We start from the raw sequence: 13447 nt of genomic DNA on the forward strand, positions 1-13447 counted from the left end.
ATTTTTATTTTATTACATTACATATAATGGCAATTAACATAAGAATATTTTTTCTATAAAATCAAGAAACTATAATACTAACACATAAATAATGGAGGTCTTTTTATGAGAAAATTTCAAAAAATAATTTTATCCCTTAGCTTAACCATATTATTATCAAATAATGTCTATTCTATTGATAATCAAAATAAATATAAGACTTTGATGAAAAATTCTAATAACATAAGTGGTGAAGTAGAATTTATTATTAATAAAATTAAAGATAGATATGATATTCCTGAAGCTTCTTCTGAAGTAAGCAATATGCCTTGGAGAAATGATAAAGAATTTTTAAAGGCTAAGGAGAAACATAATACTCCCACTCTTATTGCAGGATTTTGTGCAGTTCTCAAGGATCCTTTACCTGGTGAAGAATATAATGTTAATTTAGCAGCTAGAAAAGCTAAAGGACTAGTAGTTAAACCTTCAGATATATTTTCTCAAAATACCAATATAGGTCCTTATACTAAAGTCAGAGGATTCAAAGAAGGTGCATCTTATATAGGTGGAAATATTATAATGACTGAAGGTGGAGGTGTATGCAAGGTTGCCACTACCCTTTACAACTTAGCAGTCTTATCTAATCTTGAAATCATAGAAAGACACAACCACTCCATGCCTATTAACTATGTACCTTATGGTCAAGATGCAACAGTGGCATATGGAGTAAAGGATCTTAGATTTAAAAATACTACTGAAAGTTCCATATTGATTTGGACAGAAATGATTGATAATAGACTATATATGGGATTTTATGGAAGTGAAAAGCCTCCTAAAGTAATTTGGAACCATGAAGTAAAAGATATTGTAGCTCCATCTACAAAATATATCAAAAATGAAAAATTAAATTCTGGTGAAATGAAAACTGTATTAAATGGTATGGATGGTGCAACTGTAAAATCAACTATTACAATCACTTATGGCGATGGACATTATATTATAAAAAATATGGGAATTAGTCATTATCAGCCATTACCTAAAGTAATTGAAACCAATTAATTTTATATTTTAAAATTTATTGGGTATTATATAATAAATCATTAAATCTTTTAAGGAGGTTTTTAAATGAAAAAGGATAAAAGAAGTTTAAATGCTAAAACTGAAAATTTATCATCAACTGGAACATATAAAAACCATAGAGATCCTCATTTTGGATATTCACCAACAGATATATATTACGATACAGAAGAGAAAATACCAGAATCAAAAGTTTCAATACCAACCTATGATGCAGTTGTATCTGCAAAGGAATGGGTAGATGATGTAAATAAAAAATAGCCTATGGCTATTTTTTATGATATTTTTTATATATTTAGGCATACTAATCATATGAATTATGAGAGGATGATTGTATGGAAAACCCAAAAGCAATTGCAGAAATACTGAATCAAGCTAAAAAAATAGAAGAAAACAACTTTTCTAGCATGGAGCATTTCACAAGTATAAATATGTTGCTTAATGCCAACGACTTGGGAAATACAAAAGATAAAGAATTAACAGCTAAATTTAATAAACTTAACCAACATATGAAAGATATTAATACGTTGACTTCCGACTTATTAAATGATTTAGCTTCTAGACACAACTAAAGTGATGGATTCCATCACTTTAGTTCTTTATATTTAAAATTTCTATTTTATTTCACAACTATTATAGTTAATATTGCTATAATAATTGGTAATATCATAATAGCCATACCAATTGGTCTTCCTGCATTAATTGTCCAGCCTACTCCCACTCTTTTCTCTACAAATATAGATACATCTTCTGGATTATAGTAAATCGTATTTCCTAGCTTCCATAATCTATCATCATCTATATCATAGTCACTTAGAGTTTCTTTACTATCCTTTAGTTTTAGTCTATCTCCACCTTGCCCAACTACTATGCTTAAAATTACAGAGACTATAATTGCAAATCCAAAAGTAATTCCCCCTAAAATATTAATTAAAGCATTATATTTTATAATTCCTAAAACCAACATATTTACAACAGTAAAAAAGACTTCGATTAATACCAGTAATATTATAAAGTAAATAGACCATACTTTTCTAAATATAATATTTCTTCTTAATGAATCTTCTGGATTTCTTGAATTTATCTGTTGCTTTGCAGTTATAGAAAAATAATAGGTTATATATAATACTATAGCCATCAAAAATTGTCTCATAGGAATCAACAAAGCTGTGAACATGGATTTATCCATATAACCATCAATATTTCCTTTCCAATCCCAATGAGTGGCTACTTTATCTGGTAAAAATGGATACATTTTAATAGAAAGTAATGTACTTATTACAATTATTAGTATGGGAATTATAAACCATTTCCTAGATATTATAGTTGTTTTTGCCTTATCCCTGCTAAATTTCATATCTACCACTACTACACCTTTACTTAAATATCTCCAATCATTTTCCTCTTTTAACTTCTTTAATTTTTTATTCCATCGTAGATATATAGTAAAAAGTAATCCTAAATATAGAAAAATTGAAATATCAAATATATAAATGTACTCTAAATAATATACTAAAATAGGAGTTAAAATCAATGCAGGTACACCTACCATAAGAGTTTCTTTCCTAAATCCTTTTATAATATTTTTAACTTCCTCTGTTTTCATTTTATCCCCTGGTATCTTTACTCCTAAAAGTATGTTTTTTCTAGTTATTTCAGGAGTTAATATTTGAAGTATAAGCAATATCAGTAAAGTAAACCAATAGAATAATATTGTAATCATCTTTTCAGGCATCTTATCACCTCTTATTTGTGACTTTTATCTATAATTTCATCATATATATCTGAACAAATTTTTATAAATTCTTCTTTATCTATATTTCTATTTTTGCTATCTGCTATTAAGTAATTTAACTCCTCTTTCAAAATTCGCAAATATTCTTCTTCTGCCTGTGGTAGGTTATCCTTTATCATGGCTCCTTTTCTTCTATCAATGATTAAATAGCCTTCATTCTTTAATATATTATATGTTTTGTTTACAGTGTGAAGATTTATTCCAATATCTCCACCTAATTGTCTAACAGATGGAAGCTCTTCTCCTGCTTCCAGCTCTCCTTTGGCTATTCCTATTATAATCTGCCGTCTAAGCTGTTCATATATAGGGGTTTCAGACTCAAAATCTATTTTAAGCAACATAGGCTTCATCCTCTCATTCTGTTATATAAATAATATAACAGATGATTTAGTCTTGTCAATGTATAAAAATCCTCTTGATTTAATCAAGAGGATAATTTCTATAAAACTCCAATCTATCTTCTAATGTAGGATGTGTAAAATACCATATTTTATATATATTACTTGGACGAGGAAGCCCTAAACTTTCTTTATATAATTTTTCCATGGCAGATATGGCTGACTCTCTATCTTCTGTTAAAGTAATCTCATAGGCATCTGCCTCTATCTCCATTTCTCTAGAAAAATAATTCATAATTGGTGATCCTATAAATGAATAAAAGTTTAAAACCACGAGCAAAAGTGGCAGTGCAGCTATATCATGAAGTTTTTTTATCCCAAAAGTTTCATGTGATGATTTAAGTATCCAAGTTGATGTAATATGGACTAAAAATAATAACAATACTATACTAAAACTACTTTGAATAATATTTTTCCAAATATGTCCCTTTACATAATGACCTATTTCATGTGCTGTTATACTTAAAACTTCTTTTTCATCTAAATTATTAATAGTTGTATCCCATAACACTATTCTCTTAGAATGAAATACTCCTGTCATATAGGCGTTCATAGTCTTAGTATCCTTAGATTTATCTACCTTATATATACTAGCATCTCCTATATCTGCCTTATGTAGAAGTTCTGTTATTTCTTTACCTAGCTTTTCATCCTCTATAGATGTGTATTTGTTAAATATAGGGTCTACTACAAAAGGTGAAATAAATACCATAAATATAATTACTGGTATGGCTAAAACAGATAATTGTAACCACCAAGTTTTAGGACTTCTCTTTATTATATAAAATGGTACAAATATAAAAAGACATATTAATAAATCATTTACTATAAAGCTTTTAAGGGAGACTTCCAGCCATCTATAGAATGTTTGATTAGACAAACCATATTTGTGACTTAAGTAAAAAGAACTATAATAGTTTAATGGAAGGTTTATTATAAACATTAGAGTAAAAAATATAATTCCATAAAATAATCCAGTTAAAAACAAAGATTTTCTCTCTATTAAAGATCTTATTCCACTAGATAGTCTTGATGTAAGAAATATCAATGGTATAAAAAATTGTAATATCAGCCTTATTCCCCACACTCTCAGACTATCCTTTCTAAGATTATAGGATTCTTCCGATAAATCTGAATATTCAGCCCTTATGTTTTTCATATTTGTATATTCACTAGTTAAAACTATCCCAATAAAAATTAATAGCAATAAGAAGAATATGGAAATAGTTAGTTTGAGTTTTTTAGTCATAGTATCACCTCTTCTATATAATTTACCCTATTAGTTATTTTATTCTAAATTTTTTTTATTTATGATATAGAAAAAAATAAGGAAAATTAATTCCTTATTTTTTATAGATCTATTTTCTTTTCTATTATATGTCCTGTAGTTATAAAAGCCAATACAGAAATTACTATTTGTGATAGACTACCAATTATATTTATAAAAATATTATTATTTCCAAGCATTATTGTCTGCCCCTGTACATTACCAACTATATTCATTAAGGAATGTGCTTCATACTGATGCAATACTTTAAAAGTACTTAAATCTAAGAAGTATGGAAATACACTGCTAATTTTAAAAACTAAATAGCTAGTTAAAGCATTTAATATTATAAATATTATGAACCATAGACCACCAATCTTTTTATTTCTTACACTTACCTTACTTAAAGCCATGGAGAAATAAATTAGAATTTGAGTCATAATAACTGATAATCCTGATATTATCCCTAGAGAAAACACTCCAGAATTTATCATATTGAATATTTCCTTTCCAACTTTTATCCATTCTCCACCAAATAAAATGAATGCAAGTAATAGGTTATATATAACTATGGAAAGTCCTAAAGCTAAATACCATAATAAAGCAACTATTATTTTACTTCCAAGTATTTGATTTCCAGTGAGAGGTAGTGTAAATGTCAAGTAACCTCTATCCTCATATAGTTCTTTTCTAAAGGATCCTATGATCTGAAAAAACGCTGTTAGGAATGCTCCAAATATGACTGCTATTGATGCAATTAGCATAAATGTTCCAAAACCTGTAATATCATTTCCTGAACCCATCATGTCAAGCTTCATTTGTTTAGATATATTAAGTTGTATAATAGTTGATGCAATTAATACTATGGCTATTATACCTAAAATAAATTTATAACTTCCTTTTATTTCATATTTCATATATTTTCTCATTTTACCCCTCCTATTCACCAAATATTTCTTTATAAAGTTCATCTATTTGCATACCTTTTTCTTCCCTAAGGTCTTCTGCATTTCCTGTTAAATAAATTTCCCCATCCCTTAGAAATACTACATCATCAAAGATATTTTCCATATCTCTAACTAAATGGGTTGTAATTAACATGGTACTTTCTTTGTCATAGTTATTTATTATGGCATCAAGGATTTGATCTCTTGCTACTGGGTCTACTCCTGCTATTGGTTCATCTAATACATAGACCTTAGCTTTTCTTGATAAAACTAAAGTCAAATTTAATTTTTCTGTCATTCCCTTAGAAAGTGAACTTATCTTTGCATTTCTATCTAATTTCATAAACTTTAATAATTCATATGCCTTATTCTCATCAAAGTCTGTATAAAAATCTTTATAGAAGTTAATTCCATCTTGTATATTCATCCACTCATATAAAAAGTTTCTATCTGGTAAATAGGATACTACAGACTTTGTATATACTCCTGGTTTTTTGCCATCTACTAAAATGTCTCCTTTAGATTGTCTAAGTATTCCTGTAATTATCTTAATCATAGTAGTTTTTCCACTACCATTTGGACCTAAGATTCCAATAACTTTTCCTTTTTCTAAATTTAAATCTACATTATTTAATGCCTTTTTATTAAGATAGGATTTAGTAAGCCCTTTAATTTCTATGATATTTTCCATTACTTAACCTCCTTTACTCTTTCATTAATTAATTCTATTATATCCTTTGAAGTAAATCCCAGAGATTCCATGTCTGCTAAAAATGACTTTATAATATTTGAAGCCATATTATTCTTTAAATCCTTTATAATTTTCATATCTTCCGTAACAAAAGTTCCCATACCTCTTTGTGTAAATACTAAACCTTCTCTTTCTAGTTCTTGATAAGCTCTTTGTATTGTATTTGGATTTACCTTTAGTTCTGTAGATGTTTCTCTAACTGATGTCAATTTATCTCCTCCTTTCAACTCTCCTGATACTATTTTCTTTCTAATCAAATTCATAATCTGAGAATAAATTGGTAAATTATCATTAAATATCATTTCTCCACCTCTTTCCTTATCGTCTTAGTGTATTAATTATATAGTACACTATAACCCTATGATTGTCAATGATTATTTATGAAAAAAAATAAGCCCTAAGAGTACTAGTGTTGCATTAATGTAAAATTTAAGCTTTGACAAAATGGATGCTCTAAATACAGCATCCATTTTGTCAATATTATACTATATATCATATATTTACCATCTATTACGTATGGAAAACCAAGGCTAGAAAAGAAATACTTTTTTTAAAAGCTTAACCACTTAATAAATTTAAAACTGATGATTCTTCTAATAAATTTACTTCAATTATTCTACTTATTGAAATCATAGAAGATTTAATTTTCATTCTTGTCTTTAATAAAGCTAGTATTACATAAGATATTAATGCTGAATATATTTGTATTTTAACAGCATTTTGATTATGGCCTAACCATTTCTTTATTTTTAAGTTTTGCTTAACCCATTTAAAGAAAAGTTCTATTTTCCATCTCAATCTATATAATTCCATAATTTCTTCAGCTTCTATATCAAATACATTTGTAAGAAATCTTATTTCTTTCCCCTCTTCATCAAAGGTTAGAATTTCTCTATATTTATTATGTGTTTTATTTTTACTGTAATCAGTTCCTAAGGTGATTTCAGCATCAAATACTAATTCGTTCTCAACATAAGTTGATCTTATTTCCTCAATTACAGCATTAGTATTTTGTCTTGTAATGAACTTATATCCATTGTCAGTCAAATTATCATACCAATTATAATTATAGTAACCTCTATCAAAGAGATATAATGTATCCTTATCATCAAAAAAGTCATCAATACACTTTCTATCATTAATTTTTGCAGGTACAATATTTACTTTTTCAGGTAGGCTTTGAGATATATTCAATAAAGTACTAATCTTTATTCCTGATGACTTACCTTCAAAAAATAATTCAGGTGCTAAAGAGGAAGCTATTGTAATAACTGTTGAATCAAAAGCCTTAATTTCTTTAAATTTTTCATTAGATTTCTTAATTCCTAACTCCTTTTTAGCCATATTTATCATGCTATAATAAAGTTCTTCAAATATTCTATAGTCTCTATTGGCATTCTTCCTTGAAAGTTGTGAAAGGCTTGGAACATTAACTGTTCGTTGTAATTTTGGACTATAATTTAATTTATCAATTAAGCCTCTTAAGCTTTTCGTATTACTTAACTGAAGATAAAGCATGGAAAAAACATGAGATTTAGTGTTAAAATGTTGAATCCTATAATCTGAATTATATTTATTAATTATATAATTTAACTTATTTCCATTTATTACTTCTATTAATTTACTAAAAACTGTTTTATTATTATATTGAACCATAAAAAAGAACCCCATTTCATTGTTTTCTAGTCAAAAACAATTTAACACAAGGGGTTCTTTTTTTCATTATATAAATTTTTCCATGTCAACCTGTAATTATTTCTTTAATGCAACACTAGTACCCTAAGAGCCTATTTTTATTTATTGACTATTCACTGATTTTCTTGGATTTCTCTGTGCATACTCTAATAGCTTCAATAATACTTGATTTAAATCCCATTTCTTCTAATTTAGCCACTGCTTCTATTGTTGTACCCTTCGGTGAACATACATTGTCTTTTAACTCTCCTGGATGAATTCCTGTTTCTAAAACCATTTTAGCTGCACCTAAAACTGCTTGAGCTGCCATTTTATATGCTTGTTTTCTTGGTATCCCCTGCATTACTCCACCATCTGCCATGGCTTCTATCATCATATATACATAAGCAGGAGATGAACCACATAAAGCACTAAATCCATCCATAAGACTTTCTTCTAATATTTCTGTTTTACCAAAACTATTAAATATATTTATTATTTCATCCTTTTGATTTCCATTTATTCCTTTATCTAATACTAAGGCTGTTATTCCCTCACCTACCATAGCTGGAGTGTTGGGCATTGTTTTAACTACTAGTATATCCTCTCCCAAATTTCTCTTCATATAATCCATACTTATTCCTGCTGCTATGGTAATAACTATGGTTTCTTTTCTGACTTCTCTTTTTATTTCTTTTAAAACTATATCATACATATAAGGTTTTACTGCTAATATTAAATAGTCTACTTTTCTCGCTACTTCTTTATTATCTAAGGTAGTTTTTATACTATATTCTTTTTCTATTTTCTCCAAAGTATCCTTAGTCTTCGCTGAAGCCAATATATTCTCAGGAAGAATTAATTTTGACTTTATTAATCCTCCCATTATTGCTTTAGCCATATTTCCACATCCTATAAATCCTATTGTCTTATTCATTTTTACCTCCTTATTTAATAAATGTCAAATACTTATTTACTATCTAATATACCATAATATAAGAATTTATATATAGAAATATATAATATGACTTTCTCCAATAAAATACCATATTGATTTCAACCATTGACAAAAGATTTAGTTTGTGAATATAATGAATTACAGATTATAGTTTTCTGTTAATTCTGATATTATTGTGTTTATTAAATATATAATACATAGTTCTCTATTTCTTGTAAAGAAGGTGATTTGATTGAAAAAGAGAAAACCCCTATATATTTTCTTAATGGTCTTATTCATTCTCTTTATTGATTTTAATTTAGAGTATACAATAAATTATATGAAACATTTATTTCAAATAAAATCTGAATTTAGTACTCTATTATACAATTATAATAGTTTTAGTGAAGAACTGCCCATAATTAATAATAATCATCATAATATTAAAGTAGATTTGATTGAAAAAAACAAAGCAATATCAGATATTGAATATTTACTTAGTTTATTGAAATATGGGTATGCAGGATATGAGTTCTTTGGAGGAGACAATACCTTTGATATTGCTAAAAAAAATATGATATGGTCCATTAAAGAGATTATAGGAAACAATATTTCTAGAGAAGCTTTTTTAAATATTATATTATCTGAACTAAACTTTATACAAGATTCCCATTTTGCTGTGGACAACCATACACTATGTACTTATACTAAATATTTTAGTACAAATAAAATAAGTTTTCTTAGGGATAATAAGGGACTTTATACTTCTATTGACAATAAAAGATACTATTTAAAAAGAATCAATAATGAAACTCCTTGACATTACATGAGAAAATCCTTGGATGAGGATGGAAATATTGTTTATAGTTTAGGAATCTTATCTAATGAGGATAGTACTTCCATACCTATAGACCTATTGTTAGAATCTGATAGCTTGGTTTTAAAGAAAAGAATTAGTCTATTTGAATACATACCTTTATATAAAGAAATTAGTAGCAGTTATAAACATTATGAGATAGAAAATATTCCTATTATACAAGTAAATTCTCTATCTAGAATTAAAGCTTCCGATAATTCTATAGATGATTTTATAAATGATAGCAAAGTTCTTAGAGGAAAAGATACTATAGTTATAGATTTACGAGGTAATATTGGGGGGAATATGATTAATATAGAAAAGTGGTATGAAGGATTTTTTGGAACCAAACTTAGAAAAGATATAGTTGAATCTGGTTTATATACAAATACTAGTATTGATTTATCTAGGCATAAATTTGAATCAAAGGAAAATGAGCCAGATAATGTTAAAGATGATTGTTTAGAAATAATATCACAATATGAAAGTCAAAAATATTTTCCTGGATGGAGTCCCATAGAATATGCAGATTTTAAACCCATGGATAATAAAACAAATATATTTGTACTAATGGATAAAAAAACATCTTCTGCATCAGAATTTCTTATATATTATCTCAAAAAATTAGATAATGTAACTTTAATAGGTACAAATTCAAATGGATGTATGCTAACAGGTAATTGTAATTCAGCTGTTCTTCCTAACTCAAATATTCCCATTTATATATCTCATAAGATATATATTAGCAAAGACTTCCAAAATATTGATGGTTTAGGAATTCTTCCTGATTTATGGGTTAAACCTGAGGAGTCTTTAGATAGAATAATTAAATATATTAAAAAAGTATCTTAAACTCTTAGTTCAAGATACTTTTTCATCTTATTTTGTTGCCATTGGATCTGATAACATATGGTATCCTCCAGTGCTTGCCATAGTTATCATTACTGCATTTATAACCGCCAATACAATTCCCTCTATACCACTACTGCCTCTTTTAAATACAAGAGTTAATATCAATGCAATAAAAAAAGAATAAAATCTAACGGACGAATCTCCAAACTTCTTTTTAACTATTGATTTGGTAAATTGTACTATAACTGTCACAGCAGTTGTAAGTCCTACAAATGTGGTTAAAATATCTGCACTCATAAAATCATCAAACAATTTTATCCCCCCTAAGAATATCCTTATAATGATATTATGCTTGTATTAGAGGGGCTATTCCTATTAATCTCTCATTCCGTAAATTTTTCCTACTGGCAATGTAAACATAAGTCCTACTCCTGGCTTTTCCATATCTCCCAATACTTCTTTTACAATATTAACTGCCTTATCTAAAATTTCATCATCTTCTATTACAGTAAATATTGTTTTATTATAAGGTCTAGCATCATCACGTAAGTTTCTTAGAACGCCAAAAAAAGGTATATCTTTTCCACCATTTAATAATGCACTTCCCATTCCTTGGCTATCTAATATAGTTGCCCCTTTTACTCCCACCTCTACAAATCCATCTAAAATTTCATCTAAATACTCCGTTTCATTAAGAACTAAAAATAAAATATTCATATACATACCTCCTTTAGTCTTTACGTCCTTTGTACTTTCTTCTTTTCCCTTTTTAACATACCATTTACTTCTCCTGCCTTTGTAATTGCAATCTTTGCTAATATTGGTCCTATTATTTCATATATCAATACACTAAATAATATTACAGTAATTATAGAATCACTAAGTTCAGGCAATTCTTTTTTTACTATCATAGATAGACCTATGGAAATTCCACCTTGAGTCAATAAACTCATACCTAAATATTTGACTATTTTCTCCTCGGAACCTACTGCCTTGGCTCCCAAAGTTGCTCCTATATATTTTCCGCTTGCTCTGGCTATTATATAGCCTATGCCCAATATCCCAACAGAGGATAATACCTTTATATTTAAACTAGCCCCTGCAACAGTAAAAAATAATAGATTAATAGGTGGAGTAAACTCATTTATTGAGTTAAATACTCTAAAGGAATTTTGCTTCAAATTAACTAAAGTAGCTCCTACCATCATACAAGTAAGTAATGGTGAAAGATTAAAATAGTTAGCAGCCCCGGAACTCAACAGTATAAATCCTATAGTCATAATAAGTAACTCTTCACTATGTTTTGCTTTTTTAACTACATATGTCATTACTATACCTATAACAAATCCTAAGATAATAGAACCAAATATCTCTATTGTCGGATTGCTTATTATCTTTATTATAGAATATTTTTCTGTCCCAGATAAAATCTTTGACAAAGACAAACAAACTCCAAATACCATAATTCCCAAAGCATCATCTAAAGCGACTATTGGCAATATAGTCTTAGTCAAAGGTCCATTTGCCTTTAATTCTCTAATTACCATTACAATACCTGCTGGTGCTGTTGCTGCTGACATACTTGCTATCATTAAACTAAACTCCATAGCTTGGTTTAAGATAAAATACATCATTATAAACACTATAACAAAAGCTCCAACTACTTCAGCTACAGTTATAAGCAGTACATCTTTACCTACTTTTTTCATATCCTTTAATAAAAATTCATTCCCTATGGAAAATGCAATGGCAGCTAAAGCCATTTCATTAATAATGTTAAAGCTTTCTATATCCATCTCATTTACTAAATTAATAAAAGATGGTCCAATTATTAAACCAGCTACAATATATCCTGATACATTGGGAAGTTTAAAATAATTAGCCAGTCTTCCACCTATAATTCCTATTAAAATGATTATACCCAATTTAAAAAGCAAATCCAATCTAAACATTCCTCCCTATTTTGTTTTTATATGTAAACTCTTTCGAGATTATTAAAATTAAATCCATACAATTTGATATTGAACCCATACACATTATACAGCATAAAAAAAGATAAGTAAACCTAGTTACTTATCTTTTGATAAATTCTCCCTTGGCAATATGTATTGCATCACCTATCATAAAAATTTTATAATCCTTATTTAACTCTATAATTAATTTACCCCCCTCTGTGTTTACATTGACTTTATTATTGAGATTACCTATTATATTTCCTATGACTACAGAAGCACAAGAACCTGTTCCACATCCTAAAGTTCTTCCTGCTCCTCTTTCCCAAGTATAAATATTTATATTATCTTTGTCTATTACTTTTACAAAATTCACATTAGCTTTTTTAGGGAATAAAGGATGAGTTTCTATTTTTTTTCCCAAGTCATTAATGTTTATTTTATCTATATCCTCTATAAATATAACCACATGAGGTACACCTACTGTTAATGCAGAAAATCTATAGTCTTTTCCATTAATTACAATAATTTCTTCTATTACTTTTTCCTTATTTATATTTATAGGAATTTTCTCTCCTTCAAATATTGGATAACCCATATCCACTTTTATCCTATCTGCCTTATTTAGTTCATCAGTTATTATATCTATATATTTTATTCCTGCTAGAGTCTCTATGGATATATTTTTATTTTCAACTATATTATAATCATAAATATATTTAGAAAAAGCTCTGATTCCATTGCCACACATTTCTCCTTGTGAGCCATCTGAATTATAATAAAGCATTTTTACATCTGCTACTCTGCTGCTTTCTACAATCATCATACCATCTGCACCAATACCAAAATGTCTGCTACATACCTTTAAAGCCAATTCATTATGATTTCCGTAATCTTTATTTATCCCATTAAATAAAATAAAATCATTACCTGCAGCTACATACTTATGGAAGTTCAAAGAA

The 13447-nt window shown here is 27.8% G+C and carries 17 protein-coding genes; 5 read left to right on the forward strand and 12 right to left on the reverse strand.

Features of this window, described 5'->3' with window-relative positions:
• Positions 1 to 105 precede the first annotated feature (105 nt).
• From KQI41_RS13980 to KQI41_RS13990, 3 genes are all read left to right on the forward strand, one after another.
• Positions 106 to 1038, forward strand: a complete 933-nt coding sequence (locus tag KQI41_RS13980; RefSeq protein ID WP_216585500.1) for a VanW family protein — start codon at positions 106 to 108, stop codon at positions 1036 to 1038.
• A 66-nt stretch (positions 1039 to 1104) separates the two neighbouring features.
• The gene (locus tag KQI41_RS13985; protein ID WP_154442734.1) at positions 1105 to 1317 is read left to right on the forward strand and encodes a CDIF630_02480 family spore surface protein; all 213 of its coding nucleotides are present in this window, start codon (positions 1105 to 1107) and stop codon (positions 1315 to 1317) included.
• A gap of 74 nt (positions 1318 to 1391) precedes the next feature.
• The gene (locus tag KQI41_RS13990; protein WP_154442736.1) at positions 1392 to 1628 is read left to right on the forward strand and encodes a hypothetical protein; all 237 of its coding nucleotides are present in this window, start codon (positions 1392 to 1394) and stop codon (positions 1626 to 1628) included.
• A gap of 47 nt (positions 1629 to 1675) precedes the next feature.
• Here KQI41_RS13990 and KQI41_RS13995 read toward each other — a convergent pair whose 3' ends face one another.
• The 8 genes from KQI41_RS13995 to proC form a co-directional block, all read right to left on the reverse strand.
• Entirely contained in the window at positions 1676 to 2791 is a 1116-nt protein-coding gene (locus KQI41_RS13995) for a DUF1648 domain-containing protein (protein WP_154442738.1), read from the reverse strand.
• Positions 2792 to 2802: 11 nt separating this feature from the next.
• Positions 2803 to 3192: a GntR family transcriptional regulator gene (locus KQI41_RS14000; RefSeq protein ID WP_154442740.1), complete on the reverse strand. Its 390-nt coding sequence runs from the start codon at positions 3190 to 3192 to the stop codon at positions 2803 to 2805.
• A 79-nt stretch (positions 3193 to 3271) separates the two neighbouring features.
• Complete coding sequence (locus KQI41_RS14005; protein WP_154442742.1) at positions 3272 to 4498, reverse strand: M48 family metallopeptidase; 1227 nt, start codon at positions 4496 to 4498, stop codon at positions 3272 to 3274.
• Between the two features lie 101 nt (positions 4499 to 4599).
• A complete protein-coding gene (locus tag KQI41_RS14010; RefSeq protein WP_154442744.1) occupies positions 4600 to 5445 on the reverse strand; it encodes a hypothetical protein in 846 nt (281 codons plus the stop codon).
• 10 nt (positions 5446 to 5455) lie between these two features.
• Complete coding sequence (locus tag KQI41_RS14015) at positions 5456 to 6154, reverse strand: ABC transporter ATP-binding protein (RefSeq protein WP_154442746.1); 699 nt, start codon at positions 6152 to 6154, stop codon at positions 5456 to 5458.
• Positions 6154 to 6516 carry a GntR family transcriptional regulator gene (locus tag KQI41_RS14020; RefSeq protein ID WP_154442748.1) on the reverse strand — a complete coding sequence of 121 codons (363 nt, stop codon included), beginning with the start codon at positions 6514 to 6516 and terminating at the stop codon, positions 6154 to 6156. Before KQI41_RS14020 ends, KQI41_RS14015 begins: the two co-directional genes overlap by 1 nt.
• Before the next feature lie 256 nt (positions 6517 to 6772).
• Positions 6773 to 7870 carry an IS4 family transposase gene (locus KQI41_RS14025; protein WP_195838080.1) on the reverse strand — a complete coding sequence of 366 codons (1098 nt, stop codon included), beginning with the start codon at positions 7868 to 7870 and terminating at the stop codon, positions 6773 to 6775.
• 148 nt (positions 7871 to 8018) lie between these two features.
• Positions 8019 to 8825 (reverse strand): pyrroline-5-carboxylate reductase, encoded by an 807-nt coding sequence (proC, locus tag KQI41_RS14030; protein WP_154438617.1) that lies wholly within the window; start codon positions 8823 to 8825, stop codon positions 8019 to 8021.
• Positions 8826 to 9078: 253 nt separating this feature from the next.
• Between proC and KQI41_RS14035 the strand changes: the two genes are divergently transcribed.
• Both KQI41_RS14035 and KQI41_RS14040 read left to right on the forward strand, forming a co-directional pair.
• Positions 9079 to 9645 carry a hypothetical protein gene (locus KQI41_RS14035; protein WP_154438619.1) on the forward strand — a complete coding sequence of 189 codons (567 nt, stop codon included), beginning with the start codon at positions 9079 to 9081 and terminating at the stop codon, positions 9643 to 9645.
• A gap of 18 nt (positions 9646 to 9663) precedes the next feature.
• Positions 9664 to 10533, forward strand: coding sequence for a S41 family peptidase (locus tag KQI41_RS14040; RefSeq protein WP_216585501.1), 870 nt, complete (start codon positions 9664 to 9666; stop codon positions 10531 to 10533).
• Between the two features lie 27 nt (positions 10534 to 10560).
• On the opposite strand, the gene KQI41_RS14045 is transcribed toward KQI41_RS14040, so the two are convergent.
• The 4 genes from KQI41_RS14045 to dapF form a co-directional block, all read right to left on the reverse strand.
• Positions 10561 to 10845 (reverse strand): hypothetical protein, encoded by a 285-nt coding sequence (locus tag KQI41_RS14045; protein ID WP_154438623.1) that lies wholly within the window; start codon positions 10843 to 10845, stop codon positions 10561 to 10563.
• A gap of 63 nt (positions 10846 to 10908) precedes the next feature.
• The gene (locus tag KQI41_RS14050; protein WP_154438625.1) at positions 10909 to 11250 is read right to left on the reverse strand and encodes a P-II family nitrogen regulator; all 342 of its coding nucleotides are present in this window, start codon (positions 11248 to 11250) and stop codon (positions 10909 to 10911) included.
• Positions 11251 to 11270: 20 nt separating this feature from the next.
• Positions 11271 to 12485 (reverse strand): cation:proton antiporter, encoded by a 1215-nt coding sequence (locus tag KQI41_RS14055; RefSeq protein ID WP_216585502.1) that lies wholly within the window; start codon positions 12483 to 12485, stop codon positions 11271 to 11273.
• Between the two features lie 121 nt (positions 12486 to 12606).
• Positions 12607 to 13443, reverse strand: a complete 837-nt coding sequence (gene dapF / locus KQI41_RS14060) for a diaminopimelate epimerase (protein WP_154438627.1) — start codon at positions 13441 to 13443, stop codon at positions 12607 to 12609.
• Positions 13444 to 13447 lie beyond the last annotated feature (4 nt).

The organism is Tissierella pigra, from assembly GCF_018917845.1.
GTDB lineage: Bacteria > Bacillota > Clostridia > Tissierellales > Tissierellaceae > Tissierella > Tissierella pigra.

What these genes read in the sequence shown, in the direction of transcription:
- KQI41_RS13980 (WP_216585500.1), top strand. Translation starts at nt 106, where the DNA reads ATGAGAAAATTTCAAAAAATAATTTTATCCCTTAGCTTAACCATATTA.
- KQI41_RS13985 (WP_154442734.1), top strand. Translation starts at nt 1,105, where the DNA reads ATGAAAAAGGATAAAAGAAGTTTAAATGCTAAAACTGAAAATTTATCA.
- KQI41_RS13990 (WP_154442736.1), top strand. Translation starts at nt 1,392, where the DNA reads ATGGAAAACCCAAAAGCAATTGCAGAAATACTGAATCAAGCTAAAAAA.
- KQI41_RS13995 (WP_154442738.1), bottom strand. Translation starts at nt 2,791, where the DNA reads ATGCCTGAAAAGATGATTACAATATTATTCTATTGGTTTACTTTACTG.
- KQI41_RS14000 (WP_154442740.1), bottom strand. Translation starts at nt 3,192, where the DNA reads ATGTTGCTTAAAATAGATTTTGAGTCTGAAACCCCTATATATGAACAG.
- KQI41_RS14005 (WP_154442742.1), bottom strand. Translation starts at nt 4,498, where the DNA reads ATGACTAAAAAACTCAAACTAACTATTTCCATATTCTTCTTATTGCTA.
- KQI41_RS14010 (WP_154442744.1), bottom strand. Translation starts at nt 5,445, where the DNA reads ATGAGAAAATATATGAAATATGAAATAAAAGGAAGTTATAAATTTATT.
- KQI41_RS14015 (WP_154442746.1), bottom strand. Translation starts at nt 6,154, where the DNA reads ATGGAAAATATCATAGAAATTAAAGGGCTTACTAAATCCTATCTTAAT.
- KQI41_RS14020 (WP_154442748.1), bottom strand. Translation starts at nt 6,516, where the DNA reads ATGATATTTAATGATAATTTACCAATTTATTCTCAGATTATGAATTTG.
- KQI41_RS14025 (WP_195838080.1), bottom strand. Translation starts at nt 7,870, where the DNA reads ATGGTTCAATATAATAATAAAACAGTTTTTAGTAAATTAATAGAAGTA.
- proC (WP_154438617.1), bottom strand. Translation starts at nt 8,825, where the DNA reads ATGAATAAGACAATAGGATTTATAGGATGTGGAAATATGGCTAAAGCA.
- KQI41_RS14050 (WP_154438625.1), bottom strand. Translation starts at nt 11,250, where the DNA reads ATGAATATTTTATTTTTAGTTCTTAATGAAACGGAGTATTTAGATGAA.
- KQI41_RS14055 (WP_216585502.1), bottom strand. Translation starts at nt 12,485, where the DNA reads ATGTTTAGATTGGATTTGCTTTTTAAATTGGGTATAATCATTTTAATA.